General features: G+C 72.2%; 26 protein-coding genes. 11 read left to right on the top strand and 15 right to left on the bottom strand.

All coding sequences use genetic code 11. The annotated features are described in order from the left end of the window. The first annotated feature begins 136 nt into the window (after positions 1-136). Both F4554_RS11365 and F4554_RS11360 read left to right on the top strand, forming a co-directional pair. Entirely contained in the window at positions 137-1,222 is a 1,086-nt protein-coding gene (locus F4554_RS11365) for a 3-deoxy-7-phosphoheptulonate synthase (protein WP_179787350.1), read from the top strand. 147 nt (positions 1,223-1,369) lie between these two features. Next, positions 1,370-2,641: a DUF2786 domain-containing protein gene (locus F4554_RS11360; RefSeq protein ID WP_179787349.1), complete on the top strand. Its 1,272-nt coding sequence runs from the start codon at positions 1,370-1,372 to the stop codon at positions 2,639-2,641. A 26-nt stretch (positions 2,642-2,667) separates the two neighbouring features. Here the strand turns inward: F4554_RS11360 and F4554_RS11355 are convergent, their stop codons facing one another. Together F4554_RS11355 and F4554_RS11350 are read right to left on the bottom strand one after the other, a co-directional pair. Then, entirely contained in the window at positions 2,668-5,667 is a 3,000-nt protein-coding gene (locus tag F4554_RS11355) for a bifunctional [glutamine synthetase] adenylyltransferase/[glutamine synthetase]-adenylyl-L-tyrosine phosphorylase (protein WP_238341273.1), read from the bottom strand. A gap of 6 nt (positions 5,668-5,673) precedes the next feature. Next, complete coding sequence (locus tag F4554_RS11350; RefSeq protein ID WP_179787348.1) at positions 5,674-7,011, bottom strand: glutamine synthetase beta-grasp domain-containing protein; 1,338 nt, start codon at positions 7,009-7,011, stop codon at positions 5,674-5,676. A 142-nt stretch (positions 7,012-7,153) separates the two neighbouring features. Here F4554_RS11350 and F4554_RS11345 point away from each other — a divergent pair, with 142 nt between their 5' ends. Genes F4554_RS11345 through F4554_RS11335 form a run of 3 tightly spaced genes read left to right on the top strand, consistent with a single transcriptional unit; the run spans position 7,154 to position 10,112 of the window. After that, on the top strand, positions 7,154-8,959 hold the full coding sequence (locus F4554_RS11345; protein ID WP_179787347.1) for an NAD+ synthase: 1,806 nt from the start codon (positions 7,154-7,156) through the stop codon (positions 8,957-8,959). Between the two features lie 2 nt (positions 8,960-8,961). After that, on the top strand, positions 8,962-9,927 hold the full coding sequence (locus F4554_RS11340; RefSeq protein ID WP_179787346.1) for an EamA family transporter: 966 nt from the start codon (positions 8,962-8,964) through the stop codon (positions 9,925-9,927). Further along, on the top strand, positions 9,924-10,112 hold the full coding sequence (locus tag F4554_RS11335; RefSeq protein ID WP_179787345.1) for a hypothetical protein: 189 nt from the start codon (positions 9,924-9,926) through the stop codon (positions 10,110-10,112). The genes F4554_RS11340 and F4554_RS11335 overlap by 4 nt, the downstream gene beginning before the upstream one ends. Positions 10,113-10,187: 75 nt before the next feature. Here the strand turns inward: F4554_RS11335 and F4554_RS11330 are convergent, their stop codons facing one another. From F4554_RS11330 to F4554_RS11320, 3 genes are all read right to left on the bottom strand, one after another. Continuing rightward, on the bottom strand, positions 10,188-11,204 hold the full coding sequence (locus F4554_RS11330; RefSeq protein WP_179787344.1) for a MerR family transcriptional regulator: 1,017 nt from the start codon (positions 11,202-11,204) through the stop codon (positions 10,188-10,190). Between the two features lie 21 nt (positions 11,205-11,225). Continuing rightward, positions 11,226-12,038 (bottom strand): HEAT repeat domain-containing protein, encoded by an 813-nt coding sequence (locus tag F4554_RS11325; RefSeq protein WP_238341272.1) that lies wholly within the window; start codon positions 12,036-12,038, stop codon positions 11,226-11,228. A gap of 216 nt (positions 12,039-12,254) precedes the next feature. After that, a complete protein-coding gene (locus tag F4554_RS11320; protein WP_179787343.1) occupies positions 12,255-13,250 on the bottom strand; it encodes a TIGR03557 family F420-dependent LLM class oxidoreductase in 996 nt (331 codons plus the stop codon). A gap of 103 nt (positions 13,251-13,353) precedes the next feature. Here F4554_RS11320 and F4554_RS11315 point away from each other — a divergent pair, with 103 nt between their 5' ends. Together F4554_RS11315 and F4554_RS33995 are read left to right on the top strand one after the other, a co-directional pair. After that, positions 13,354-14,079, top strand: a complete 726-nt coding sequence (locus F4554_RS11315) for a hypothetical protein (protein ID WP_179787342.1) — start codon at positions 13,354-13,356, stop codon at positions 14,077-14,079. Positions 14,080-14,356: 277 nt separating this feature from the next. Further along, positions 14,357-15,136 (top strand): histone H1-like repetitive region-containing protein, encoded by a 780-nt coding sequence (locus F4554_RS33995; RefSeq protein WP_179787341.1) that lies wholly within the window; start codon positions 14,357-14,359, stop codon positions 15,134-15,136. Between the two features lie 130 nt (positions 15,137-15,266). On the opposite strand, the gene F4554_RS11305 is transcribed toward F4554_RS33995, so the two are convergent. Continuing rightward, positions 15,267-15,464, bottom strand: coding sequence for an SPOR domain-containing protein (locus tag F4554_RS11305; RefSeq protein ID WP_179787340.1), 198 nt, complete (start codon positions 15,462-15,464; stop codon positions 15,267-15,269). A 79-nt stretch (positions 15,465-15,543) separates the two neighbouring features. Between F4554_RS11305 and map the strand changes: the two genes are divergently transcribed. Continuing rightward, on the top strand, positions 15,544-16,407 hold the full coding sequence (map, locus tag F4554_RS11300) for a type I methionyl aminopeptidase (RefSeq protein WP_179787339.1): 864 nt from the start codon (positions 15,544-15,546) through the stop codon (positions 16,405-16,407). A 21-nt stretch (positions 16,408-16,428) separates the two neighbouring features. On the opposite strand, the gene F4554_RS11295 is transcribed toward map, so the two are convergent. The 7 genes from F4554_RS11295 to F4554_RS11265 all read right to left on the bottom strand — a co-directional run bounded on the left by F4554_RS11295 (position 16,429) and on the right by F4554_RS11265 (position 22,080). Beyond that, positions 16,429-17,907: a glycosyltransferase family 39 protein gene (locus F4554_RS11295; RefSeq protein ID WP_179787338.1), complete on the bottom strand. Its 1,479-nt coding sequence runs from the start codon at positions 17,905-17,907 to the stop codon at positions 16,429-16,431. Between the two features lie 63 nt (positions 17,908-17,970). Next, positions 17,971-18,123, bottom strand: a complete 153-nt coding sequence (locus F4554_RS11290) for a hypothetical protein (RefSeq protein WP_157728788.1) — start codon at positions 18,121-18,123, stop codon at positions 17,971-17,973. 240 nt (positions 18,124-18,363) lie between these two features. After that, on the bottom strand, positions 18,364-18,897 hold the full coding sequence (locus F4554_RS11285) for a PH domain-containing protein (RefSeq protein ID WP_179787337.1): 534 nt from the start codon (positions 18,895-18,897) through the stop codon (positions 18,364-18,366). Between the two features lie 17 nt (positions 18,898-18,914). Continuing rightward, positions 18,915-19,760: an ATP phosphoribosyltransferase gene (gene hisG / locus F4554_RS11280; protein ID WP_179787336.1), complete on the bottom strand. Its 846-nt coding sequence runs from the start codon at positions 19,758-19,760 to the stop codon at positions 18,915-18,917. A gap of 98 nt (positions 19,761-19,858) precedes the next feature. Beyond that, complete coding sequence (locus F4554_RS11275; protein WP_179787335.1) at positions 19,859-20,122, bottom strand: phosphoribosyl-ATP diphosphatase; 264 nt, start codon at positions 20,120-20,122, stop codon at positions 19,859-19,861. 109 nt (positions 20,123-20,231) lie between these two features. Further along, complete coding sequence (locus F4554_RS11270; RefSeq protein ID WP_179787334.1) at positions 20,232-20,906, bottom strand: response regulator; 675 nt, start codon at positions 20,904-20,906, stop codon at positions 20,232-20,234. Beyond that, on the bottom strand, positions 20,899-22,080 hold the full coding sequence (locus F4554_RS11265) for a GAF domain-containing protein (protein ID WP_179787333.1): 1,182 nt from the start codon (positions 22,078-22,080) through the stop codon (positions 20,899-20,901). Before F4554_RS11265 ends, F4554_RS11270 begins: the two co-directional genes overlap by 8 nt. 255 nt (positions 22,081-22,335) lie before the next feature. On the opposite strand from F4554_RS11265, the gene F4554_RS11260 reads away from it, so the two are divergent. The 3 genes from F4554_RS11260 (at position 22,336) to F4554_RS11250 (ending at position 24,900) form a co-directional block, all read left to right on the top strand. Then, a complete protein-coding gene (locus tag F4554_RS11260; RefSeq protein WP_179787332.1) occupies positions 22,336-23,058 on the top strand; it encodes an SDR family NAD(P)-dependent oxidoreductase in 723 nt (240 codons plus the stop codon). Continuing rightward, positions 23,055-24,158 carry an S-adenosylmethionine:tRNA ribosyltransferase-isomerase gene (locus F4554_RS11255; RefSeq protein WP_179787331.1) on the top strand — a complete coding sequence of 368 codons (1,104 nt, stop codon included), beginning with the start codon at positions 23,055-23,057 and terminating at the stop codon, positions 24,156-24,158. The genes F4554_RS11260 and F4554_RS11255 overlap by 4 nt, the downstream gene beginning before the upstream one ends. 115 nt (positions 24,159-24,273) lie before the next feature. Further along, entirely contained in the window at positions 24,274-24,900 is a 627-nt protein-coding gene (locus tag F4554_RS11250; RefSeq protein WP_337795973.1) for an SGNH/GDSL hydrolase family protein, read from the top strand. A 114-nt stretch (positions 24,901-25,014) separates the two neighbouring features. Here the strand turns inward: F4554_RS11250 and fabI are convergent, their stop codons facing one another. Together fabI and fabG are read right to left on the bottom strand one after the other, a co-directional pair. Further along, positions 25,015-25,785 carry an enoyl-ACP reductase FabI gene (gene fabI / locus F4554_RS11245; protein ID WP_179787329.1) on the bottom strand — a complete coding sequence of 257 codons (771 nt, stop codon included), beginning with the start codon at positions 25,783-25,785 and terminating at the stop codon, positions 25,015-25,017. 3 nt (positions 25,786-25,788) lie between these two features. After that, complete coding sequence (gene fabG / locus F4554_RS11240; protein ID WP_197681563.1) at positions 25,789-26,493, bottom strand: beta-ketoacyl-ACP reductase; 705 nt, start codon at positions 26,491-26,493, stop codon at positions 25,789-25,791. Positions 26,494-26,538: the final 45 nt, after the last annotated feature.

The following is a 26,538-nucleotide window of genomic DNA, read 5'->3' as shown; positions in this document are numbered from 1 at the left end:
GACGACCGCCGTGTCTGCCAGTCCCGCCAATCCCTCCAGGTCAGCCAGTCCCGCCAGTCCCGCCAGTCCCGCCAGTCCCGCCAGTTCCACCCCCGCAGCCGCTCCCGCCCCGTCCGCAGGTCCTGCTTCCGACGCCGTGCCCGGCTCGCCGCGGGCCCTCAGCGACGTCCGGATCACCCGGTCCCGTCCCCTGCTCTCCCCCGCGCTGCTGCGCGACGAACTCCCGCTCCCGGACGAGTCCGCGCAGGTCGTGGTCCGCGGCCGCGACGACGTCACGCGCATCCTGGCCGGCGAGGACGACCGGCTGCTCGTCGTCGTGGGCCCGTGCTCGATCCACGACCCCGAGGCGGGGCTGGAGTACGCCCGGAACCTGGCGGCGTTCGTGCCCGAGGTGGCCGCGGACCTGTGCGTGGTGATGCGGGTCTACTTCGAGAAGCCGCGTACGACGCTCGGCTGGAAGGGCCTGATCAACGACCCGGACCTCGACGGCAGCTACAACGTCAACAAGGGCTTGCGTACCGCTCGGAAGGTGCTGCTGGACGTGCTGGCCACCGGTCTGCCGGCGGGTTGTGAGTTCCTCGACCCGATCATTCCGCAGTACATCGCCGACACGGTGAGCTGGGGCGCGATCGGCGCGCGTACGTCCGAGAGCCAGGTGCACCGGCACCTCGCCAGCGGCCTGTCCATGCCGGTGGGCTTCAAGAACTCCACCGGCGGCGACGTGCAGGGCGCGATCGACGCGATCGGCGCCGCCGCGGTCAGTCACGTTTTCACCGGCGTCACCGAGGACGGCGTGGCCGCGATCCTCACCACCAGCGGCAACCCCGACTGTCACGTCATCCTGCGCGGCGGGCAGACCGGTCCCAACTACGACGCCTCCAACGTCACCGACGCCCTCGGCCGACTGGCCAAGGCGGACCTGCGCGAGCACGTGGTGGTCGACGCCAGCCACGGCAACAGCGGCAAGGACCACCTGCGCCAGCCCGTCGTCGCCGCGGACGTCGCCACGCAGGTCGCCGGCGGCCAGCGCGGAATCGTCGGCGTCATGCTGGAGAGCTTCCTGGAGCCGGGCCGGCAGAACCTCGTCGAGGGTGCGGCCGACGAGCTTCGGTACGGCCAGAGCATCACCGACGCCTGCATGGGCTGGGAGCCCACGGTCGAGGTGCTGCGGGAGCTTGCGGCCGGGGTGCGTGCCCGTCGTTCGGTCGCGCGTACGAACTGACCTTTCCGCGTCCTCCGCGGGGTCGCGGATCTCCCCCTACGCGGGCTGCGGCAGGGTTGTCGGCGTTTGTCGGTGTTGTCGGTGGGCCCTGGCATCCTCACGGCCCTCGACGACATCGAGGTCCGGCACTCACGGGGAGATGGTCACGTGCGACACCAGGATCTGACGACATGGGCACAGGCGCTGCTGTGGGAGACGGCGCAGCGGGCGGCCGAGGGAGCGCGCTACCGATGGGAGCACGCCGCCTGCGAGCTCGCCGATCCGGGCCTGCCCCCACAGGTGATCGACGGGGTGGTCGACGACTGCCTCACCGGCGCCGTCGGCAGACTCTGGGAGCGTGGCTGGCAGCCACAGGACGTGGCGGAGTTCGCGGCCCGGCGCCTGTCCCTCCCGGCCCGGCAGCTTGCGCTCGACGTGGCGGCAAGCCAGGCCGCGCGTTATCCCAGGTCCACGCTCGACCCGCGGTGGCGATCCCAGCTGGAGGAGCTGGAGACTTCGCGCCACTGGGCGGCCGACGCCGCCCGGCTGACACCGTGGGCAATGCGCCGACGGCTCGACCGGGTGGAGGCGCTCAGGCTGGCGCTGGCGGTTCTGACCTTCCTGTACGCCGCGCCGGCGCTCGCTTCGGTGCTTCCCCCACCCGGCCGGTCCGGGGCGCACGAGGCTGGAGGGCGTGGTCAGAACGGCGACGCCGGTGGGAAGGTGCTCCACCGGATCCGGGCGCTGCTCGCCAAGGCCGAGTCGACCGAGTTCCCCGAGGAAGCCGAGGCGCTGAGCAGCAAGGCGCAGGCGCTGATGACGAAGTTCTCCCTGGATCAAGCCATGGTGGCCGCCGACTCGGCGGGTTCCTCAGTCGGCGCGGCTGAGGCCCACGCGAACGCCCGCCGGGTCTGGCTGCGGGCGCCCTACCTCAACGCCAAGGCGTTGCTGGCGCAGCTCGTCGCCGAAGCCAACCGCTCCCGCGTGGTGGCCTGCACCGAGATGGGATTCGTCACGATCGTCGGCGCCGAGGCCGACCTGCAGCTGGTGGAACTGCTTCTCACCTCACTGCTCCTGCAGGCCGACCGCGCCATGCTCGCGGCGTCACCGTCGGCCCGAGCGGGCGGTCACAGCCGCACCCGTTCCTGGCGGCAGTCGTTCCTGGTGTCGTACGCGACCCGGATCGGCCAGCGGCTCGGCGAGGCGAGCCAGACTTCCATGGCCGAGTACGACGCCGACACCTCCGGCCGGCTGCTACCGGCACTGAAGGCCCGCGACCACGCCGTCCAGCAGCTGGTCACCGAGCTGTTCCCCCGCATCCGGAGCGCGGCCGTGTCGACGTCCAACCCGGCCGGGTGGGCGGCGGGGAAGCTCGCCGCCGACCTTGCCGACCTTGCCGACCTGGGCGCGCGGCGAGGAGTCGGCCGGGCCGCCTCGTGACGAGCCGGCCGACACCGGCACGGGGCTCACTCCCAGAAGATCCGCTCGACGACGGACCGGGCATGCCGGGTGATCCGGCGGTAGTCCTCGAGGAACAACCCGGACTCCAGCGGCTCGTAACCAAGCAGGCGCGACACCGCGGCGAGGTCGCTGGGGTCACGGGGCAGGGAGTCGGAGCGACGGTCGCGCACCAGCATCATCGCGTTGCGGGCGCGGGTCGCCAGCCGCCAGGCGGCGAGCAGGTCGTCGGCGTCCTCGCGGGCCACCAGCCCGGCGTCGGTGGCCGCCTCCAGCGCCCGCACGGTGCGGGTGGTGCGCATGCCCGGCACCTCCGCCCCGTGCCGCAGCTGCAGCAGCTGGACGGTCCACTCCACGTCGGCCAGGCCGCCCCGGCCGAGCTTGGTGTGCGTCGTCGGGTCCGCGCCGCGGGGCAGTCGCTCGGCGTCCACCCGCGCCTTGATCCGGCGGATCTCCCGCTCGTCGTCGTCGGTCAGCCCGGTGTCCGGCCAGCGGAGCCCGTCCACGAGCTCCATGAACCTCTCGCGCAGTCCGGGGTCGCCGCACACCGATTCGGCCCGCAGCAGGGCCTGCGCCTCCCAGACGTGCGACCAGCGCGCGTAGTAGGAGGTGTACGACGCGAGCGTGCGCACCAGCGGGCCCTGCCGTCCCTCGGGGCGCAGGTCGGCGTCCACCCCGACGGGCGGGTCGGGGGCCGGCGCGGCGAGCAGCCGCCTGAGCTCGCTGACCACCGCGGTGGCAGCGTCGGCGGCCTCCTTCTCGTCCGCGCCGTCGTACGGCTCGTGCACGAAGATCACGTCGGCGTCGCTGCCGTAGCTCATCTCGTGGCCGCCGAACCGCCCCATCGCCACGACCGCCAGCCGGGTGGGGATGGTGGGCCGGCCCTGGGCGGCGACCGAACGCACCGCCGCGACCAGACCGCCGCTGAGGGTGGCGGCGGTGATGTCGGTGAGCGCCTCCCCCACGGCGTCCACGTCGATCATCTCCAGGACGTCCGCCGCGGCCACCCGCAACAGCTCCCGGCGCCGGATCGCCCGGACAGCGGCGGCGGCCGTCGCCGGATCGTCGTACCTCCCGGCAGCGGCGAGCATCTCGGTCTCCACCTGCTCGCGGGTGCGCGGGCGCAGCTCCCGGTCGTCGCCGAACATCGCCACCGCCTCCGGCGCCCGGCGCAGCAGGTCGACGACGAACTTGCTGGAGGCCAGCACTCTGGCCATGCGTTCGGCGGTGACGCCCTCGTCACGCAGCAACCGCAGGTACCACGGCGTGGACCCCAGCTCCTCCGACACCTGGCGGAAGGCCAGCAGCCCGCCGTCCGGGTCGGGCGCGTCGGCAAACCACTCCAGCATCACCGGCAGCAGCGTGCGCTGGATGGACGCCCGCCGGGAGACACCGGCCACCAGCGCCTCGATGTGCCGCAGAGCCGCCGCGGAGTCGGTGTAGCCGAGCGCGGTGAGCCGGGCCCGGGCGGCATCCGGGGTGAGCCGGGTCTCGGCGGTGGGGATGCGCGCGACCGCGGCGAGAAGCGGGCGGTAGAAGAGCTTCTCGTGCAGCCGGCGTACCTCCCGGACGTGCTTCTTCCACTCCTGGGTGAGCTCCTTGACCGGCTCCGCCCACAGCCCCAGCGAGCGGCCGAGCGCACGCAGGTCCTGCTCGTCCTCGGGAAGCAGGTGGGTGCGCCGCAGCCGGGACAGCTGGATCCGGTGTTCGAGCGTACGCAGGAAGCGGTACGCCTCCGCGAGCGCGGCGCCGTCGTCGCGGCCGACGTAGCCACCCGCGGTGAGCGCGTCCAGCGCCCGCAGAGTCGACGCACGGCGCAGCGACGGGTCGGAGCGGCCGTGCACCAGCTGCAGCAACTGAACCGCGAACTCCACGTCGCGCAGCCCGCCCGGCCCCAGCTTCAGCTGCCGGTCCAGCTGTGCGGCCGGGATGTGGTCGACCACCCTGCGCCGCATGGCCTGCACGTCGGCGACGAAGCCGTCGCGTTCGGCCGCACGCCACACGAGCGGGTCGACGACTTCCAGGAAGCGGGCGCCGAGTTCGCGGTCACCGGCCACCGCTCGGGCCTTGAGCAGCGCCTGGAACTCCCACGTCTTCGCCCAGCGCTGGTAGTAGGCGTCGTAGCTCGCCACCGACCGGACCAGCGGGCCTGCCTTGCCCTCGGGCCGCAGCCCGGCGTCGACCGGCCACAGGGTGCCCTCGCCGCTGTGTTCGGAACAGATCCGGATCACCTGGGTGGCGAGCTGGGCCGCCGTCCGGGTCGCGTCGCCCTCCCCTGCCTGCTCGGCTGGTTCGGCGACGAAGAGGACGTCCACGTCGCTGACGTAGTTGAGCTCCCGCCCACCGGTCTTGCCCATCCCGATGATCGCGAGCCGGCACGCTGTGGCGTTGTGCGGCAGCCTGGCCCGGGCCACCGCGAGCGAGGCCTCCAGCGCGGCGGCGGCGAGGTCGGCGAGTTCGGCGGCCGCGTCGTCGACCCGCACCTCGTTGCCGAGGTCGCGGACGGCGAGCCGGAGCAACAGCCGGTGGTAGGCCACCCGCAGGGCGTCCGCGGTGCCCTGGTCGCCGGCGGCCGCGACCGGCACCTCCACCTCCGGGTCCGCGCCCACCGCGGTGAGCAGGTCGGCGCGCAGCGCCCTGGTCGTGGGGCGGGTGGTGGACAGGTTCGGGTCGGCGAGGTCGCGCCAGTGTTCGGGGTGCCGGATCAGGTGCTCGGCGAGCCCCGTGCTGGCACCCAGCAGGCGGAGGAGCCGGCGCCGCAGCGTCTCGTCGTCCACGAGCGCGGCGACCAGCGCGGAACCCTCGCGCTCGTCGTCCACCAGGTCGACCAGGAACGCCACCGCCTGGTCCGGGTCGGCGGCCGCGCCGGTCGCGTCCAGCGCCGGGACGAGCGCGGCCGGAAGCTCACCGATGCGGCGCAGGGCCGCCTCCGGCTCGGCGAACCCCCACCGCACCAGTTGTCCCTCGCCGGGAAGCCGGCCCTCTTCGGGGGTTCGCAGCTCCGTCAACGTGCCTCAGATCACCGGGAGGAGCCGGTCGCGTTCGAACGCCGTCACCTGCTGGCGGTACTCCTCCCACTCGGCCTTCTTGTTCCGCAGGAAGAAGTCGAAGACGTGCTCGCCCAGGGTCTCGGCCACCAGCTCGCTGTTCTCCATGGTGCGGATGGCCTCGTCCAGGCTCTGCGGCAGCGGGTCGATGCCCATCGCCCGGCGTTCGCCCTCGGTCAGCGACCACACGTCGTCCTCGGCCTCCGCCGGCAGGTCGTAACCCTCCTCGACGCCCTTCAGGCCGGCGGACAGCAGCACGGCGTAGGCGAGGTAGGGGTTGGCCGCGGAGTCCAGCGAACGGAACTCGATCCGGGTCGACTGGCCCTTGTCCGGCTTGTACATCGGCACCCGGACCAGCGCCGAGCGGTTGTTGTGCCCCCAGCAGACGTAGGCCGGCGCCTCGCCGCCGCCCCACAGCCGCTTGTAGGAGTTGACCCACTGGTTGGTGACCGCGGTGATCTCCCCGGCGTGGCGGAGCAGTCCGGCGATGAAGGACCGCGCGACCTTCGACAGGTGATATTCCGACCCCGACTCGAAGAACGCGTTGCGGTCGCCCTCGAACAACGACATGTGCGTGTGCATGCCCGACCCCGCCCACTGCGTGAACGGCTTCGGCATGAACGACGCGTAGATCCCCTGGCCGAGCGCGACCTCCTTGACCACCACCCGGAAGGTCATGATGTTGTCGGCGGTGGCGAGCGCGTCGGCGTAGCGCAGGTCGATCTCCTGCTGCCCGGGCGCGCCCTCGTGGTGGCTGAACTCCACCGAGATGCCCATCGCCTCCAGCATGGTGATCGCCTCGCGGCGGAAGTCCTGGCTCATGCCGTGCGCGGTGTGGTCGAAGTAGCCGCTGCGGTCGACCGGCGACGGCACCCGGCCCTTCTCCGGCGGGTCCTTGAAGACGAAGAACTCGATCTCGGGGTGGGTGTAGAAGGTGAAGCCCAGCTCGGCCGCCCGGCTCAGCGTGCGCTTGAGCACGAAGCGCGGGTCGGCGTACGACGGCGAACCGTCCGGCATCAGGATGTCGCAGAACATCCGCGCCGTGGCCGGGGAGTTGCCCCGCCAGGGCAGGATCTGGAACGTCGACGGGTCCGGACGGGCCACCATGTCGGCCTCGTAGACACGGGCGAAACCCTCGATAGCCGAGCCGTCGAACCCGATTCCCTCCGCGAACGCCCCCTCCAGTTCGGCGGGCGCGACCGCGACCGACTTGAGGAAGCCGAGCACGTCGGTGAACCACAGTCGGACGAACCGCACGTCTCGCTCTTCGAGCGTACGGAGTACGAACTCTTGCTGTTTGTCCACTGGTCACATCTCCGCTCGGATTGCGGGGTGCCGGCCGCCACCGGATCGCTGTTAGCACGTTACCGCCTGGGTCCGCCCGGTAACGTGCGAGGCCGCACCGGCTGGCTCGGTCAGATCACCTCTCACCCATTACGCTTCGAACGTGGCACAAATCCGTCTGGCGCTCGCGCAGCTCAACGTCACCGTCGGGGACATCGCGGGGAACGCCGAGGCCATCCAGAGGTGGGCACAGCACGCCGCCGACCGGGGTGCCCATGTGGTCGCGTTCCCCGAGACCGCTCTGACCGGCTATCCCGTCGAGGACCTCGCCCTGCGGTCGTCGTTCGTGGAGGCCAGCCGGACCGCCGTGGAAGAGCTCGCCGGCAAGCTCGCCGCGGCCGGGCTCGGCAACCTCGTGGTCGTCTGCGGCTACCTCGACCGGGCCGAGGACGGCTACGAACGCACCGGCCGGCCGAAGGGCTCGCCGCAGAACGCCGCCGCGGTCATCCACCGGGGCAGGATCGTCGCCCGTGCGGTCAAGCACCACCTGCCCAACTACGGCGTGTTCGACGAATTCCGCTACTTCGTCCCGGGCGACAGCCTGCAGGTCGTGACCGTGCACGGCGTCGACATCGCGGTGACGATCTGTGAGGACCTCTGGCAGGAGGGCGGGCCGGTCCGGGCGGCACGGGCCGCCGGTGCCGGGCTGCTGCTGACGATCAACGCCTCGCCGTACGAGCTGGCCAAGGACGACGACCGCCTCAACCTCGTCACCCGGAGGGCACGCGAGGCCATGTGCCCGCTCGCCTACGTCAACCTGGTCGGCGGCCAGGACGAGCTGGTCTTCGACGGGGACTCCCTCGTCGTCGACGAGACCGGCACGGTGCTCACCCGCGCGCCGCAGTTCACCGAGGGCCTGCTGACCGTCGACCTGGACCTCGCCACGACCACCCGGGGAGCCGACGAGTACGCCGGGATCCGGATCGAGCGCACGGTGGTGAGCGACACCCCGCTGCCCGGCTACGAGGCGACCCCGTCCGGTGAGGCGCCGCGGCTGGACGAGGAGGCCGAGATCTACACGGCCGTCGTCACCGGCCTGCGCGACTACATCCACAAGAACGGCTACGAAAGCGTCGTCCTCGGGGTGTCCGGCGGCATCGACTCGGCACTCGCGGCGACCATCGCCTGCGACGCCCTGGGCCCGGAGAACGTATACGGCGTGTCCAACCCCAGCCGCTTCTCCAGCGACCACTCCCGCGACGACGCCGCCGACCTCGCCACCCGCACCGGCCTCAACTACCGCGTCATCCCGATCGAGCCGATGGTGGCCGCCTTCGCCGACAACCTCGAGTTGACAGGGATCGCGCAGGAGAACCTCCAGGCCCGCATCCGCGGCATGATCTGGATGGGCATCGCCAACCAGGAGGGCCACCTGACCATCGCCACCGGCAACAAGAGCGAGCTGGCGGTGGGCTACTCCACGATGTACGGCGACGCGGTGGGCGCGTTCGCACCGCTGAAGGACGTGCCGAAGACCCGCGTCTGGGCGCTCGCCCGCTGGCGCAACCAGGCCGCCCTCGACCTCGGCGAGACCCCGCCGATCCCGGAGAACTCCATCACCAAGGAGCCGTCGGCCGAGCTGAGCCCGGGCCAGCGCGACACCGACTCGCTACCGCCGTACGACCTGCTCGACCAGATCCTGGAGGACTACGTCGAGGAGGACGCCGGCGCCGCCGACATCGTGGCCGCGGGCTTCGAGCCCGAGCTCGTCGAGCGCATCATCCGGATGGTGGACGCCGCGGAGTTCAAGCGCCGGCAGTACCCCCCGGGCCCGAAGATCACGTTCAAGGCGTTCGGTCGCGACCGGCGGCTGCCGATCACCAACGGCTGGCGCGAGGCGGTCATCGCGGGCCACCGGCCGCAGGCACCCGAACGCACCGCCCCGCCCGGCGAGGGTCCGCAGGCGTAGGGGTGGCGACCCGGGACGTCACCGAGGTCCGCGGTCCTGGCACCCGCGGCGGCTCACCCGCACCCGGCGGTGAGGCCCGCTCCGTGGGCCTGGTGCTCGGCAGCGCGGTCTCGCTGCAGGTGGGTGCGGCGTTCGCGGTGGTCCTGCTCGGCCGGGTCGGCCCGGTCGGCGCGGTCACTCTGCGGATGGTCCTCGCCGCCGCCATCGTGTGGGCACTGGTGCGGCCGCGGCTGCGTCACCTCGACCGGCGTGACCTGCTCGTCGGTGTCGCGTTCGGGCTGGTCCTGGTGCTGATGAACACCTGCTTCTACTCCGCGGTGGCCCGGCTGCCGCTCGGCGCCGCGGTGACCATCGAGTTCCTCGGCCCACTCGGCCTCGCGGTGGCGACGTCACGGCAGGGGCGGGACCTGCTCTGGGTCGGGCTGGCCGGCGCCGGGGTTTTCCTGCTGGGCGAGACCGGGTTCGAGCCGCTGGACCCGGTCGGCGTCGCGTACGCGCTCGGCGCCGGCGTGTGCTGGGCCGGCTACATCCTGCTCGGCGCGCAGGCCGGCCGGCGCCTCGGCGGTACGAACGCCCTGGCGGTCGCGCTCGCCGTCGCCAGCGTCGCGATCGTGCCGGCGGCCGCGTTCACCTCCGGGCCCGACCTCGTGCAGCCGACCACGCTCCTCCTCGGGCTCGGCGTCGCCGTCCTGTCCTCGGCGCTGCCGTACTCCCTGGAGCTGGCCGCGCTGCGCCGGATCCCGCCACGGACGTTCGGGGTGCTGATGAGCCTGGAGCCGGTGGTGGCCGCGCTCGTCGGGTTCGTCGTCCTGCGGCAGCGGCTCAGCGGCTGGCAACTCCTCGCGGTCGCGCTGGTGGTCGTCGCCAGCGTCGGCGTCACCCGTGCCGGGCCGGCGTCAGCGGCGACGCGGACCGCCGAACCCGTCCCCAACGTGGCCGGCACAGATCCCGGAAGGTCGAAGCCGTGACCGAGCTCCCCGAGGGCGCACCCGTGCGGGTGTTGTGCCCGCGCTGCGGCGGAACCGGCGTCGTCACGGTCGAACGCTCGGCGATCGAGCTGCACGGCGACCGCACCGGGACCGGCCTGGTCCGCCGCCCCTGCGACACCTGTGACGGCGAGTCCTGGCTGCCCGGCGTCGCCGGCTTCGCCTGACCCCCAGCCCAGCTCGACCCGGCCCGCCCGCCCGCCCGCCGATCAGGCTCGGGCCGGAGGGACCCGAGGGTCTCGTCACCGTTCGTCGCGCAGCCTGAGGATGTACGACGCGGTGAGCGCGACGACCCGGTCCGCGTCGTACGACAGCTCCGCCAGGGCGCGTGACGCCGCGTCTCCCGGGATATCCGCGAGCGCCTGCGTCAGCCGTTGACGAGCCGGCGAATCGACCCCACCCCCGACGAGGCTGTCCACCAGTCTGGCGACGATCCGCTCCGCCAGCGCCGGATCGCTCGCCAGTGTGCTCAGCGCGTCGGCCGCGTCGACGTCGTTCGCCTCCTCGACGATCATGTCGACGAGCGTCGGAACCGCATCGGCCACTTCGCGTGCCCCGAGCGCCAGGGCCGCGCTCCTGCGGACCGTGAGGTCGGCGTTCGTGAGCGCGTCCGTCAGCAGTGCGGTCGCCTCGGCGTTCGGAAGCTCGGCGACGGCCTCGACGGCCCGCTTTCGTACCTCGGCCGCCGGCGAGCCGAGTCCCTCGGCCAGCAGCGCCAGTGCGCGATCGCCCCCGCCCTCGCCCGACCGCGCCAGCGCCCATCGAAGGGCGCCGGCGACGTTCGGGTCCGGCTCGTTGAGCGCCGCCTCGACCAGAGCCTCCACCGACACCGGAACCTCCCCGGCCGAGGACAGGGCCGCGCGCTGGCGCTTACCGGCGCTGTCGGATCCCAGCCCCTGCAGGAGCGCGACGATCTGGAGTACGTCCTCCCAGCCGGCGGGTTCCGCGGCGCCGATCCGCCGCAGTCGCGTGAGGAGCTCCATCTCGGCGGCGATGCGTTCCCGCGTACGGCGGACGAGATCGTCGACCAGCCCGGCGGGCCTGAAGCCGGGATCGTCCAGCGCCCGCCCGACCTCGCGCAGCGAAAGCCCCAGCGACCGCAGGATCTCGACATGGAGAATGCGCTGGATGTCCTCGCCGGAGTACTCGCGATAGCCGGCCTCCGTACGACCGGTCGGCCGCACCAGACCGAGCGACTCGTAGTGCCGGAGCATGCGGGCGCTGACCCCGGATCGTCGAGCCACGTCACCGATCAGCACCGCTGTCACTCTCCCCTGCCGTCACCCCTCCTGGCTGGTCGTGCCCAGGACCGCCACCCGCTTAGCCTCCTCGACCGCGAACTCGAATCCGGCATCCGGGTCGCACCACAGCCGCTCCGTGGCGATCGCGTGCTGGCGCACCCTGGGGTCGGAGTCCGTCATCGCGGCCCGCAGGGTCGGCATCGTCCCCTCCCCGAGCGCGATCAACGCCCGGCTGAGGCTCAACCGCGTCTCCCGGTCTCCGCGGCCGAGCTGGGTCGCCAGCACCGCGGCCAGGGCGGGTTCCTCACCTTCGGGCACGAGAACGACCGCAGCCCGCCAGGCGGCGCGCGCCACCTCGTCGTCGGCGTCGGTCAGCAGCGCCCGGGTGATCGCCGGCCACGCCTGCCGGTCCCCGATCTTGGACAGCGTGTGCAACGCCTGGCTTCGGGCCTGGGCCCGCTCCGAACGGAGTTCGCCGACGAGCTTCGGCACCGTGAGCGACGGCGAGTGGCGGGTGAGCGCCCAGGTGAGCATCTCGCGTACGTGGAACTCGGGCTCGACTGCGCACCGCTCGACCAGCCTGCCGACGAACCGCGGCTCCGGGTTCGTGCCCACCGCCAGCGCCGCCTGCACCCGCGCCGACGGGCCGGCGGCCTCCAGCGCCCGGAAGGCCCGTGCCGCGTACGTCTCCTGCTCCGGCTCCTGGCCCGGCCCCTGCTCCGGCTCCTGGCCCGGCCCCTGCTCCGGCTCCTGGCCCGGCCCCTGCTCCGGCTCCTGGCCCGGCCCCTGTTCGTGCTCCTGGCCCGGCCCCTGTTCGTGCTCCTGGCCCGGCCGACGTTCTGACATGGTCATCGGGACCACCTCCCCGCCACAGTGAAGACGTTGTCACCGTGTCAAGGTCAACCGGAATCAGCCTGTACGACCGAACCGTGTCCGGCGGACGCGACGGGACGAGCGCGACGGGACGGGACGGGCGAAACGACCCGGCGGGTCCGGGTGGGTACCCGGACCCGCATACCCAAGCCGTCCCGCGCGGTCCGCGCGTCACTCCCGGGAGCGGATGTGCGGTCAGGACCAGCGATCCCGCAGCTTCGGCAGGACGTCCCGGGTGAACAGCTCGAGGAACCGCCGCTGGTCGTTGCCGGGCCCGTGGAAGACGAGCTCGCTGAAGCCGAGGTCGACGTACGGCGCGACCCGCTCGACCACCTCGTCGGCATCGTCGGTGACGATGAACCGCTTCGTCGCGATCAGCGGGTCCTCGTCGGCGAGGCGTTCCAGCTCCAGCGGATCGTCGACGCCCTGCTTCTGCTCCGCGCTCAGCCCCAGCGCCGCCCACCAGGTGCAGGCTTCCTTCGCGGCCTGCAGGTCGGTGTCGTACGACACCTTGATCTCGATCTGGTGCGGGAACTTGCCCGGGTCGCGGCCGGCCGCCTTGGCCGACTCGGCCACCTGACCGAGGACGTTCTCGTACAGCTCCGGCGGCTTGCCACTGGTGGCGATCACGCCGTCACCGATGCGGCCGGCGAGCTTGCCGGCCAGCGGGCCGCCCGCGGCGACGTAGATGGGCAGCGGCACGTCGGGGCGTTCGTACACCGACGCCTTGTCGGTCCGGTAGTAGTCGCCCTCGAACGTCACCCGGTCCTCGGTCCACAGCTTCCGGATCAGCGTCACGGCCTCGGCCAGCCGGGCGCGCCGCTCCTTGCCGCCCGGCCACGCCGTGCCGGTGGCGGGTACTTCGTTCATCGCCTCGCCGGTGCCCACGCCGAGGAAGACGCGGCCGGGCGCGAGCTGGTCGATCGTCCCGAATCCCTGGGCGACCACGGACGGGTGGTAACGCAGGATCGGGGTGAGCACGCTGGTCCCCATCGTGATGCGCTCCGAGGCCTGGGCCAGGGCGCCGAGCCAGCTGAACACCAGCGGTGCGTGCCCTCCGTGATGGCGCCAGGGCTGGAAGTGGTCGGAGACCGCCACGATGTCCAGGCCGAGTCGCTCGGCCAGCAGCGCGTAGTCGAGTAGTTCACGGGTGCCGAACTGCTCCGCCGACGCCTTGTAGCCGTATTTCACTGGGCTCCCCTTCCGCCGTTCACGGTCGTCTTCCGCGGTCACGGTCGCCGCGGCGTGCGCGGACCGCGTGATACCCCTTCGCCAGTCTGGCACGCTAGAGCCAATGGACCTTCAGCAGGCGAGAGTGCTCCGCGACCTCCTTGCCGACACCCGATGGTGGGACCGCACCCGGGCGTTCGGTGCCGCGTTGCGTACGTCGACCAGGAGCCCCGGCGGCCTGCTTCTCGTCGGTCCGCCCGCCGCCGAGCCGTGGCACCTCACCGCGCACCTGGACGACGAGGCGAGATACGCCGAACTCCCCGAACTCTCGCCCACCCTGGTGCGCTGGAACCCTCCGCCGAACGCGCCGCGGCACCTGTCGGTCGGGCTGGACCGACTGGCCGCCGCCCGTCGTGGCGAGTCCCTGCTCGTGGTCGCCGAGACAGCACCCGAGTCCCTGCTCGAACGCGTCCATGACGTACGCCGCGCGGGGGCGACCATCTTCGCCCTCGACACCGGCCGGACCGAACTCGCGGGTCTCGCCCACGAAATCCTTTCCGTGGACTCGACAATTACCGACACAGTACCTGTGGACGACGGGACGTTCGGCTTTCCTCCGGACGATCCGACCGGTGCCGCCAATTCCGAATCGGCGTGGAAATCTCCGACCGGTTCACCGGTCTCCTTCGACAGTGCGCAGCATCTGCTCAGCATCGCGGCCGCCGAATCCGCCTCTGGCCCGCGTGATGCGGGCGGAACCCGGGCTGCGAGCGCGGGTAGTACGGACGGCAAGGGAATGCGCTCACGCCTGGCCAGACTTCTCGACCTGATCTCCGGGCCGAGTTCCTGAGTTCACCTTCTCCAGACGTCGGCACACCATGCGATGACCGGCGTTCGAGGAACGAGAATCCCGAGCGCGCCGAGAAATACAGCAAAGCTTTGTCGGGCAGAATTCGTTAATCCTCAAGAAAGCACGAGTGCGGGACCGGTAGTCGAGAAATTGCTGTGTCCTTCGTGGTTTGGGAAGCCGCCGAATGTTGCAGATCCCCTCCAGATGGCGGGGTCACGTCCTTGCCATAGCAACGGTCCGGTAGATACCGGATGTCCCCTCAGAGGGAGGCAGTGCGGTGCCCACCACAGCGACATCAGCAGGAAAGACCGCGGCCCGGTCCATCGCGAAGCGGACCACGGCTGCCAAGCGGACCGCCTCGACGGTCGCGCGCAAGGTCACCAAGCGGGTCACGGGGAAGTCGACCTCGCCGGCGGTCAAGCGAACGACAGCGAAGCGGACCACAGCCAAGCGGACCACCGCGGCCCGCAAGACCACGGCCAGGAAGTCTCCGGCCAAGCGCACCACCGCCAAGCGGACGACGGCGAAGCGCGCACCGGCCAAGCGGACCGCGGCGAAGCGGACCACGGCGAAGAAGACCACCGCCAAGCGCGCCACGGCCAAGCGGACGACCGCGAAGAAGACCACGGCTCGCAAGACCGCGGCCAAGAAGACGACGGCTCGCAAGACGACGGCGAAGAAGACCACCGCCAAGCGCGCCACGGCCAAGCGGACAACCGCGAAGAAGGCCACGGCCAAGCGCACCACGAAGAAGGCTGCTGCCAAGCGCGCACCGGCGAAGAAGTCGACGGCGAAGCGGGCGCCCGCGAAGAAGTCGACCGCCAAGCGCGCGCCGGCGAAGAAGGCGGCCGCCAAGCGGACCACGGCCAAGCGGGCCACCGCGAAGCGCACCACGGCCCGGCGGACCACCACCGGGACCCGGAAGATGGCGACGCGCCGACGCACCCGGGCGGCATCGATGGACACTGCCATGCCCATCGACATGCCCGTCGACACCGACACCACCATGCCGATGGTGCGGCCGACGAGTTCGCCCCGCTCAACGCGTCGAGGCTGAATCCGCTGCCTGGGTGTGGAGGCGTGACTGCTGGCACGCCACCACACCCATCGGCACACCCATCGGCGCGGGTGCGGGCTCCTTCGCCGACTCGGCCGAGGGTCAGCGCGGAGTCAGCGTCCGGCGGCGGTCACTTGTCCTCGTCGTCGTCGGACCAGTTGGGGTCGTTGTCCCAGGTCTCGTTGCGCTCGGCCACCTTGTCCAGCGCCCGCTCCGCCTCGGCCCGCGAGGAGTAGGGGCCGAGCCGGTCGGCGGCCTTGCAGCCCTCCTCGGGCTCGACGGTGTGGTGCCGCAGGCAGAAGAACCATTCCGGTTGCTCGGTGCTCATGACCTGAGCTTTCCGCAGCCGGGCGGCCCCGGCAACTCCTGACGGTGCGTGCCCCGAGGCGTCGTAGACTCCGGGAATCATGGGCAATCTCGCACCGGCCACCATCTCACCGCGACGTTCCGTACCCGGCACCATCGAACGCCCGGAATACGTCGACCGGAGCGGTCCGAGCCCGTTCACCGGCTCGGAGATCAAGGACGCCGCCACCGTCGCCCGGATGCGGGTCGCATGCCGGCTCGCCGCCCAGGCGTTGCAGGAGGTGGGCCGGCACGCGAAGCCGGGCGTCACCACCGACGAACTCGACCAGATCGGGCACGAGTTCCTGTGCGCGGCCGGCGCCTACCCCTCCACGCTCGGTTACCGCGGTTTTCCGAAGTCGCTGTGCACCTCGGTCAACGAGGTCATCTGCCACGGGATCCCGGACTCCCGTCCGCTGCAGGACGGCGATCTTGTCAACGTCGACATCACCGCCTTCCTCGACGGCGTGCACGGAGACACCAACGGGACGTTCCTGGTCGGTGACGTGGACGAGGACAGCCGGTTGCTGGTCGAGCGCACCCACGAGTCGATGATGCGCGGCATCAAGGCGGTTCGCCCCGGTCGCCAGGTCAACGTGATCGGCCGGGTGATCGCGTCGTACGCCAGGCGGTTCGGCTACGGCGTGGTGGAGGAGTTCACCGGCCACGGCATCGGCACGGCGTTCCACTCCGGGCTGATCATCCCGCACTACGACGAGCCGCGGTTCGACACCGTGATCGAGGCCGGGATGACCTTCACCATCGAGCCGATGCTCACTCTCGGCACGCACGAGTGGGACATGTGGGACGACGGGTGGACGGTCGTCACCAAGGACCACCGGCGGTCGGCGCAGTTCGAGCACACCGTGCTGGTCACCGAGCAGGGTGCCCAGATCCTCACCCTGCCGGACGCCCCGGAGTCCTGACCTCCTACGGACCCCGGGAGGTCAGCCCGCGGGCCTGGTCCGGCTCCACAGGCTGACGCGCAGGCCGGGTACGTCCACGGTCCGCAGGTGGCGCAGGCCGGTCACGCCTGACGAGTCACCGTGCTGCCAGTCCGGCTGCACCACCCACACCCGGCGTACGTCGTCGGGCAGCCGGCCGTCCAGCCAGCGCGGGACGCACCGGGCGTGCCGCAGGTAGTACGGCAGCGTCTGCACGGTGGAGACCGTGCGCTGCACCCCGTCACCCGGGCGGCAGCCGGCCGCGACCACTCCAGCCGCGGACCGGATGTCGGGCCCGTGGCCGGTGACGCCGCGTACCTGCGCGAGCGAGGGCCACGCGACCGCGGCGGCGAGGGCGGCGGCCACAGCGACTCCCGCGACCGTCACGGCCGTCGCGTTCCTTGCCGGCGGACTCGCCGGCCGCGAACCGTCCGGGGCGGCGAACGCGGACGAGGCCAGCAGCGCCAGGGCCGGCGCGCACCCCAGCAGGTAGCGCGGCAGGAAAACCGGCGTGAGCAGGCCGAGCACGGCCAGCGCCAGCGGCGGGACAACCAGCCAGCACGCCGATGCGGCGAGGAGCCGGCCGCGGTCGGCGCGCGGCGTGCCGCGTACCGCCCTCAGCACACCGGCCACCGCGAGTGCGCCGAGCAGCAGGAGGTACGCACCGCTCCCGGCCGGCGCGACGAAGCCGTCGAGGAGGGCGGACCAGCTGGTGGGCGGGATCCAGGAGACCGTCGCCCGCTGACCGAACGCCGCGAGCGCGACCAGAGCTGGCAGCACCAGTCCGGCGCCGGTGGCGAGGAAGTACGCCCGCCACGGTGATCGGCCGGATCGGCCGGATCGGCCGGAGGCGGCTCGCAGCAGCAACGGGTGTGCGGTGAGCACCGCCAGCGCGACCACGTGCACGACCCCGAGCGCGGCGACCGCGATGGCGTACCCGATCCACCAACGCCGCTCCGACCGCACCCCGATTCGCGAGCCGGACTCGGCGGCCCGCCACAGACACCACGCCGCGGCCGCCGCGGCCAGGACGGCGAACGCGTAGGGCCGCGCCTCCTGGGCGTACCGCGACGCCATCGGCGAGACCGCGAGCAGCAGGCCCGCGGCGATCCCGGCGCCGCTCCCCCACCACCGCCGGCCGAGGTCGGCCAGCAGCCCGACCGCCGCCGCCATCGCCACCACCGACGGGAGCCGCAGCCAGGCCTCGCCGTCGCCGAACCACGTCCAGCCGTGCATGAACAGGTAGTAGGCACCCAGCCCGGCGTCGCGCTCGGCGAGGAACCTGAGCAGCCCGGACAGCGATCGGCCGGACTCACCGGCGGTGGCGGCCTCGTCCAGCCACAGCGCCGGGGTGCCGATCCGGAAGAGGTACAGCACCAGCGCGCCGAGGGCGGGCACCACGGCCACCGCGAACACCGTCGCCGGCGCCGGACGCGACGATGCGGGCGGCGCGGGAAGCGTTCCAGCCGCCACCCGCGTCACGCCCGCACCTCCACCCGTGGGCACCGGTCAGTGCCGTCAGCGCCGTCGATACCGTCAGTGCCCTTAAAGCTCTGCCTCACCGCGCCGAAGCTCGGCGACGATCTGCTCGGCGTCACGCTGGGTCATGTCCAGCCGCCGAATCCACCAGTCGCCCGCCTTCGCGTCCCAGATACCGTAGCCGTACTCGGTTTCTCGTACCTCGAATCGTTCGCTCACCAGCTGCCCTCCCATACCCAGTATCCCCAGGGTATCGAACGCGTGTTCGAACGCAAGCTGGGATCCCACACCGACTTCGATCGCGCCTGTCCGGTAGCGGCGGTGGACCACGGCGAGCGGGCACGAGCCCATCGCACACCCGCGGTGAAGAACGACGCCGCTCGGCCCGGAGCCACCGGCCCGACGGTCACGCTCCGGACACGGTTGAACGGGAGGAGTTCGGGAGAGCGCTCCGGAGGTTCAGTCGTCGCGGCTCGTGCTGGTGCGCGCGACGACCAGGCGGGCTAGCTCCCGGGCCGCCGACCGCGCCCGGTCGCCGTCGGCGGACTGGATGGCCATCACCGAGACGGTGGTCCCGTCATCCAGGTCGAGCTGCACCCAGGGGTCGCCGCGGCGCAGGTTGACCCGCACCACCTGGGCCCACTCCAGGGTGTGCGTACTGGTGAGGTTGACGATGGTCAGCCCGGACTCGTCCGCGCGCAGCCGCATCCGCGCGAGGCGGTACAGCCCGAACAACAGCACGGCGAGGAACGCCAGCAGGGTCAGCGTCTGCAGCCAGTTGAACTTCGCGCGGATCTCCGCCGGGAACGCGATCCACAGCCCCGCCGCCGCGGCGGCCAGCAGAACCCCCATCGCCACCGCGACCACCAGGCCCAGCTGGGAACGCCAGGTGTGCGGCAGCCGCGGGACGTCCGGCCCGGCGCCGGCACCAGCACCACCGCGGTCGCCACCGCGGTCACCGGCGTCGCCCGGATCAGGCTGGCGTACGGACATCGAGTGCCCCGATCCGCTCACAGTCGGCAGGCGTGGATGCTGGTGACCAGGATCGCACGCGCACCGGCGTTCCACAGCTCGTCCATCAACCGCTGGGCGTCCGCGCGCGGCACCATCACCCGCACCGCGACCCAGCCGGACCGATGCAGCGGCGAGACCGTCGGTCCCTCCAGCCCCGGCGCGATCCTGGACGCCTCGTCCACCTGGTCGGCGGCGATGTCGTAGTCCATGAGCACGTAGTCGCGGGCGACCAGCACACCCTGCAGCCGGCGCACCATGAGGTCGAAACCCTCCGGGTCGGCCGTGCCGTTGCGGCGGATCAGCACCCCTTCCGACCGCAGGATCGGGTCGCCGAACAGCTCCAGCCCGGCCTGGCGGAGCGTGGCGCCGGTCTCCACGACGTCGGCGATGGCGTCGGCGACGCCGAGCTGGATCGCGGTCTCCACCGCGCCGTCGAGGTGGGTCACGTGCGCGGTGACGCCGTTGTCGGCGAGGTAGCTCCTGATCAGGCCGGCGTACGACGTGGCGATCCGCAGGCCCGCCAGGTCGTGGACGGACTTCGCGGTGCCCGGCCGGGCGGCCAGCCGGAACGTCGACCGGGCGAAGCCGAGGGTGAGGACCTCGTCGGCGGGCGCGCCGGAGTCCAGCAGCATGTCCCGCCCGGTGAAGCCGGCGTCGAGGGTGCCCTCGCCGACGTAGACCGCGATGTCGCGCGGGCGGAGGTAGTAGAACTCGATCTGGTTGTCGGGGTCGATCAGCACCAGCTCGCGGGAGCTGCCGCGCTGGCGGTAGCCGGCCTCGCGCAGCATCTGGGCGGCGGGCTCGGCCAGCTGACCCTTGTTCGGAATGGCCACACGCAACATGTCGGACGCTCTTTCCTCAAGCCTGGAAGGAAACCTGGGCGGATCCTGGGATTCCTGGCGGTACTCGGTCGTCGGTCGGGGGTGAGGGCCGCTCACCCCTACAGATGCGCGTAGACGTCCTCGAGCTTCAGGTCGCAGGCGAGCATCAGCACCTGGGCGTGGTAGAGCAGCTGGGAGATCTCCTCCGCGGCCCGCTCGCGGCCCTCGTGCTCGGCGGCCATCCAGGACTCCGCCGCCTCCTCGACGAGCTTCTTGCCGATGGCATGGACGCCCGCGTCCAGCGCCGCGACCGTGCCCGAGCCCTCCGGGCGGGTGGCGGCCTTCGCGGCCAGCTCGGCAAACAACTCGTCGAACGTCTTCATCCGAGTGGGTTCCTGGGATCGGGTGGCGTACAGGCGTACTGACGTACGTGGACGCGCCCAAGCCTAGAGGCGGGCGAAATCCCGCCCCTGGCCGCCCTCTGCCCGCGGATCAGGCCAGCCCCCGGCGGACCGCGTACAGCGCCGCCTGGGTCCGGTCGGCCAGGCCCAGCTTCGCCAGGATGGACGACACGTGCGTCTTCACGGTCTTCTCCGAGAGCACCAGCGCGCGGGCGATCTCCCGGTTGGACCGACCCTGGGCGATCTCGACCAGTACCTCACGTTCGCGTTCGGTGAGGGCGCCGCCGGCGCGTTCGGCCGGATCGTCCCCGCGGAGCAGCGCGTCGGCCACCTCGGGTTCGAGGAGCACCTGGCCGGCGTGCACGGCCCGGATCGCCTGCGCGAGCGCCTCGGGGTCGACGTCCTTGAAGAGATAGCCCGACGCGCCGGCCCGCAGCGCCGGCACCACGGTCGCGGGTTCGGTGAACGAGGTGAGTACGAGGACGCGCACCGTGCTCCCCCGGTCACGCAGCATGCGCAGCGCCGACACGCCGTCCACGCCGGGCAGTTGCAGGTCGAGCAGCATGAGGTCCGGCCGCAGGGTCTCGGCCAGCTCCACCGCCGCGCCGCCGTCACCGGCCTCGCCGACCACCTCGATGTCGTCCTGGATGTCGAGGAACGTCCGCAGTCCGTGGCGTACGACCTGGTGGTCGTCGACGACGAGCACCCGGATCGGCCCGGCCGGCCCGGCGGCGTCCTGGGCGCTCCCAGGCGCACTGTCACTCATGCGGCACCTCCAGCCGGAGTGTGGTTCCCGCGCCGGGACGGGACTCGACCCGGAGCCGTCCGCCCGCCTGCCGGGCGCGTTCGCGCATCGACGCCAGGCCGAGGTGGTGGCCGCCGACGCGGGCCGGGTCGCCGTCGAATCCCTTACCGTCGTCGGCGACGACCAGCACCACCTCGTGGCCGGACGTACTCAGGTCGATGTCCACCGTCGACGGCTCGGCGTGCCGCAACGCGTTGTGCAGCGCCTCCTGGGCCACCCGGAACACCACGTCCTCCACCTCGCCGGGAAGCTCGCAGCGGCCGTCGCAGTCGGAGTTGAAGCTGACCCGGACCGGGTGGGCGCGGGAGATCACCGCGACGTGCTTGCGCAGCGCGGGCACCAGGCCGTCCTCGCGGACCGCCGGCGGACGCAGCTCGGTCACCACGGCCCGCAACTCGTCCAGCGCGGAGCCGGCGAGCTCCTTCACCCGGGCGAACTGTTCACGCGCGCGGTCGCGATCTCCCTTCACCGTAAGGGCTTCCGCGGCACCCACGGTGAGGCGCAGGCTGAACAGCTTCTGCGCCACAGCGTCGTGCAGGTCGCGGGCGATCCGGGCGCGTTCCTCCACCAGGGTGAGCTCGCGGTCGCGTTCGAACATCCGGGCGCGGGTGAGCGCGATCGCGGCGTGCGCGGCGAGGATGCCGAGCAGGCGTTCGTCCTCGTCGCCGAACACCGGAGTGTCCGGCCCGTTGGCGACGTAGATGGCGCCCATGATCTCGCCCCGGTCGACGATGGGTACGCCGAGAAAACCGCGCATCGGCGGGTGCGCGTCGGGCCAGCCGGAGAAGCGCGGGTCGGCCTGGACGTCATCGGCGCGGTAGGGCTTGGCCTGCGCCATCATCACGCTCAGCAGGCCGTGCGCTCGCGGGAGTGGGCCGATCGCCCGCCACTGCTCGGGGCTGATCCCGCTGGCGTAGAACTCCGCGAACCGGCCGCGTTCGTCCGGCAGCCCCAGCGCGGCGTACTCGGACCGGACCAGCGAGCGCGCCGACTCCACGATCATCTGCAGCACCTCGCGGGTCGCGGTCTGCTCGGTGATCGCGAGCAGGGCGCGCGACAGCGCCTCGAGATCGTCCCGGCGGCTGCCGTCGCGGGTACTGCCGGCGTGGTCGGGGCCCTGGTCGGAGGTGGACACGTTCCGAACGCTACCCGCCGGCAGAGCTCACGGGACCGGCCACACCGCCCCGCCGCTGGTCCTAGGTCCATCGACGCAGACCGGTCCGATCCGGTGACCGATGGCCGGGGCCGCCCGCGCTCCTAACGTCGAGAGCAGCACCTCGAAGCACGCGGTTCCCGGCCACCGCAGAAGCGCCGGAAGCACCTGCCCGTCCGCCGTTCCATCCGCCGTTCCATCCGCCGTTCCATCCGCCGTTCCATCCGGAGGTACGCCATGCCTGTCGCCCTTGTCACCGGAGCCTCCCGCGGCCTCGGGCTCGCCCTCGCCGGCGGGCTCGCCGACCGCGGCTGGTCCCTCGTCGTCGACGCCCGCCACGACGCCCCGCTGCGCGACGCCGTGGCCGAGCTGACCAGCCGGGCAGGGCCCGGTGCGCGGGTCGAGGCCCGCGCCGGTTCGGTCGGCGACGCCGCCCACCGCGCCGACCTGGTGGCGGCCGCCCGTGAGCTCGGCGGGCTCGACCTGCTGGTCAACAACGCCGGCGTGCTCGGCCCCAGCCCGCTGCCGCCGCTGGCGTCGCTCGGCGGTCCGGCATACCGGGAGGTACTGGAGATCGGCGCCGTCGCCCCGCTGGCGCTCACCCAACTGGCGCTGCCGCTGCTGCGCGAGCGGTCCGGGGCAGTGCTGAACGTCACCAGCGACGCGGCCGTGGAGGCCTACCCCGGCTGGGGTGGTTACGGCTCGGCCAAGGCGGCGCTGGAGCACTGGTCCCGGGTGCTCGCGGTCGAGCTCGCCGAGGCAGGTGACGACGTACGTGTGTGGTGGGTGGACCCGGGCGACCTGCGCACCCAGATGCACCAGGACGCCTTCCCCGGTGAGGACATCTCCGACCGGCCGCTGCCCGGCACGGTGGTGCCGGCGTTCGTCCGGCTGGTCAGCGAGCGCCCCGGCAGCGGCCGCTACCGGGCAGCCGACCTGCTCGCCGAGGTGGCGGCATGAGCACCGGTACGAAGACCGCGGTCCAGGCGACCCGGTCCTTCCCCGCCGTCCTCCCGGCGCCGACGGTCGACTTCGTTCTCCCGCCCGAACTCGAGGCGCACGAGCCGCCGGAGGCTCGCGGCCTGACCCGGGACGGCGTACGACTGCTGCTCGGCCGGGGCGACGGGTCCGGCGACGGGCCGGCCAACGAGGTCGCCCACCACCGGTTCGTCGACCTGCCGCACCTGCTCGAGCCCGGCGACGTCGTGGTGGTCAACCGGTCCGGAACCCGGCCCGCCGCCGTGGACCTGCCCGTCGGGGCCGGCGCCGGGGCGGACGGCCGGCGGAGCGTGCACTTCTCCACCCTCGCCGCCGATGGTTCGTGGCTGGTCGAACTCCGTCGCGGCGACGGCCCGGATCCCGGCGGCCACCCGGGCCAGCGGATCGACCTTCCGGGCGAGGCCGCGCTGGTACTCCGCGAGCGGCACCGGTCCGGCCGGCTGTGGCACGCCGTACCCACCGATCCCGACGTACCGGCCTATCTCGCCCGGCACGGCCGGCCGATCCGGTACGGCTACGTCGGCCGGGACTGGCCGCTGCACGCCTACCAGACCGCGTTCGCCACCACGCCCGGAAGTGCAGAGATGCCCAGTGCCGGGCGGCCGTTCACGCCGGAGGTGGTGACCGAACTGGTGGCGCGCGGCATCCTCGTGGTGCCGATCACCCTGCACACCGGCGTGGCGTCGGCGGAGTTCCACGAACCGCCGTACGCGGAGTGGTTCGAGGTACCGGCGGCGACGGCGGCTGTGGTGAACGACGCCAACGAGCGAGGCGCCCGGGTGGTGGCGGTCGGTACGACCGTGGTGCGTGCGCTGGAGTCCGCGGCGCACGGGCCCTGGGTGCGGGCAGCGTCCGGCTGGACCGAGCTGGTGATCACCGCCGAACGCGGGGTCGCGGTGGTGTCGGGACTGCTCACCGGCTTCCACGAGCCGCAGGCGTCCCACCTCCTGATGCTGGAGGCGATCGCCGGTCCCGATCTCGTACGCCGTTGCTATGCCGCCGCCGTGGACAACGGCTACCTGTGGCACGAGTTCGGCGACGTCAACCTGCTCCTGCCCTGACCGGCGTACCCGTGCCTGTGGCCAGGGTCGGCGACGAGGTCGACGCGGTGCGACTGCAGTCCAGGACCGGACCCCGGACCCGCCGAACGGGGCGAGTCGGCCTAGGTTCGAACGCGTGAGCGTACTGACCCCGAACTCGACGGTTCTGTTCATCGGCGACAGCGTCACCGACGCCGGCCGCGACCGTTCCGACCCGACCAGCCTCGGCAACGGCTATCCCCGGCAGGTCGCGCAGACCTGTTCCCGAACCCGGCCCGGCGACGGCGTGCGGTTTCTCAACCGCGGCATCAGCGGCAACCGCGTGCGCGACCTGCGCGCCCGGTGGCAGGAGGACTGCCTGGATCTCACTCCGGACGTGGTGTCGATCCTGATCGGGATCAACGACACCTGGCGCCGCTACGACAGCGGCGACCCCACGTCGGCGGACGACTTCGCCCGCGACTACGACCACATCCTGGCCCGGACCACCGACGCGCTGGCCGCCCGGCTGGTGCTGGTCGAGCCGTTCGTGCTGCCGGTGACCGCGGGCCAGCACGGCTGGCGGGAGGACCTGGACCCCAAGCTCGAGGTCGTCCGCCGGCTGGCCATGGAGTACGGCGCGACGCTGGTCCCGCTCGACGGGCTGATGGCGAAGGCGGCCGCCGGCCAGGACGCCACCGAGCTCGCCGCCGACGGCGTACACCCCACCGACGAGGGGCACGCGGTGATCGCCCGGTCCTGGCTTGAGGCGACCACCTCCTGAGAACGGAGGCGACCGCCTCCGTTCTCCTCCGAATCTCCTCCGAACACACCGGTGGGCGCCACGCATCATGCGTGGCGCCCACCTGAGCACTGTCGGCCTACGCGCCGAGGACGGTCAGGCCCCCATCGCGTGGTAGCCGCCGTCGACGTGGATGATCTCGCCGGTCGTCTTCGGGAAGAAGTCCGACAACAGCCCGACCACCGCGCGGCCGGTGGCGTTGCTGTCGGTCGGGTCCCAGCCGAGCGGCGCCCGCTCGCTCCAGACGTTCTCCACCTTCTCGATGCCGGGGATGCCGCCCGCGGCGATCGTCTTGGTGTAGCCCGCGGACACGAGGTTGACCCGGATGCCCTTCGGGCCGAGGTCGCGGGCGAGGTAGCGGGCGCAGGACTCCAGCCCGGCCTTCGCCACCCCCATCCAGTCGTACGCCGGCCAGGCCACCGTGGCGTCGAAGGTGAGCCCGACCACCGACGACCCCTCCTTCATCAGGGGCAGCGCGGCTGTGGTGAGCGACTTCAGCGAGTACGCCGAGACCTGCAGCGCGGTGGCGACGTCCGGCCAGGCGGTGTTCAGGAAGTTGCCGCCGAGGGCCTCCTGCGGAGCGAACGCGATGGAGTGCACCACGCCGTCCAGCCCGTCGACGTGGGCGCGCAGCGCGTCGGCCAGCCCGGCCAGGTGGTCTTCGTTGGTGACGTCGAGGTCGAGCACCGCCGGCTCGACCGGCAGCCGCTTGGCGATCCGCCTGGTGATCGACAGCGCCCGGCCGAAGTTGGTGATGACCACCTGCGCGCCCTGCTCCTGCGCGACCTTCGCGACCGCGTAGCCGAGCGAGGTGTCCATGGTCACGCCCGCGACCAGGATGCGCTTGCCCTCGAGGATCCCGCCCATGTCTCAGTGCCCCATCCCTAGTCCGCCGTCCACCGGGATGACGGCCCCGGTGATGTATGCCGCCTCGTCGCTTGCCACCCAGCGGATCACCCGCGCCACTTCCTCGGTGCTGGTGTACCGGCCGAGCGGGATCTGCTTGAGGTACTGCTTTTGTAGCTCCTCGGAAAGCTCGGCCGTCAGGGCGGTTTCCACAAAACCCGGGGCCACGACATTGGCGGTGATTCCCCGCGAACCCAGCTCGCGGGCGATGGACCGGGCCATGCCGACCATGCCGGACTTGCTGGCCGCGTAGTTGACCTGGCCGGCGCCGCCGAACAGCCCGACCACCGACGACACCAGGACGATCCGGCCGCGGCGCATCCGCAGCATGCCCTTGGCGGCCCGCCGGGCGAAGCGGAAGGCGCCGGTCAGGTTGGTCTCGATGACGCTGGACCAGTCCTCGTCGCTCATCCGCATCAGCAGGGTGTCGCGGGTGATGCCGGCGTTGGCCACCAGCACCTCGACCGGTCCCTGCTTCTCCTCGACCTCTGCGAACGCCGTCTCCACCGTCTCCGGCTCGGTCACGTCGCACTTCACCGCCAGGAAGCCCTCCGGGGGCTCACCGCCGCGATAGGTGATCGCGACGTCGTCGCCGGCCTCGCGGAACGCCTGCGCGACAGCCAGCCCGATGCCGCGGTTCCCCCCTGTCACCAGCACCGATCGACCCACGTACGCCTCCCTGGTCAGCTGCCGTCCTTCGATCCCAGGCACGCT

The organism is Actinopolymorpha rutila (assembly GCF_013407855.1).
Lineage (GTDB): Bacteria > Actinomycetota > Actinomycetes > Propionibacteriales > Actinopolymorphaceae > Actinopolymorpha > Actinopolymorpha rutila.
Note: the sequence above shows the minus strand (reverse complement) of the source record. Positions and strands in the feature narration are given on the sequence as shown.